Below are 326 nucleotides of genomic sequence, written 5' to 3'. Positions count from 1 at the left end.
CGGCAATAATGGCCGGCATCGTCGCCGAATACCGCCACATCGCCATACTCCTCATGTTGTTCGAAGGCGTACCAGATGCCTTCCTCCTCGCACAGCCGGTTGATGAAGGCGAAGTCGCTTTCCTGATACTGGGTTACATATTCGCGCACACTGTATTCGCGCGAAGTATTAAAGCGGAAATCGACACCGGCAAAGCGGTGGTGCTTCAACACCGCGGCGATGATGTCGGGCACGGATTGGTTTTGAAACAAACGGGAGGCGGTAAAATGTGTTAGAGCCGCTAAACGCGGCTCTAACATCAAACGGTAACGGGTTTCGTCGGCGGA

At 54.3% G+C, this 326-nt stretch carries 1 protein-coding gene; it reads right to left on the bottom strand.

Annotated elements, in window-relative coordinates; translation table 11 throughout:
* Positions 1-326, bottom strand: a 326-nt coding sequence (locus Q0X97_RS11865) for a contractile injection system protein, VgrG/Pvc8 family (RefSeq protein ID WP_302067764.1), incomplete at both ends; no start/stop codon positions are given.

Source organism: Neisseria sp. MVDL19-042950 (assembly GCF_030504625.1).
In the GTDB taxonomy this organism is placed as follows: domain Bacteria; phylum Pseudomonadota; class Gammaproteobacteria; order Burkholderiales; family Neisseriaceae; genus Neisseria.
The sequence above is the reverse complement of the archived record's forward strand: the minus strand, read 5'-3'. Positions and strand labels throughout refer to the sequence as shown.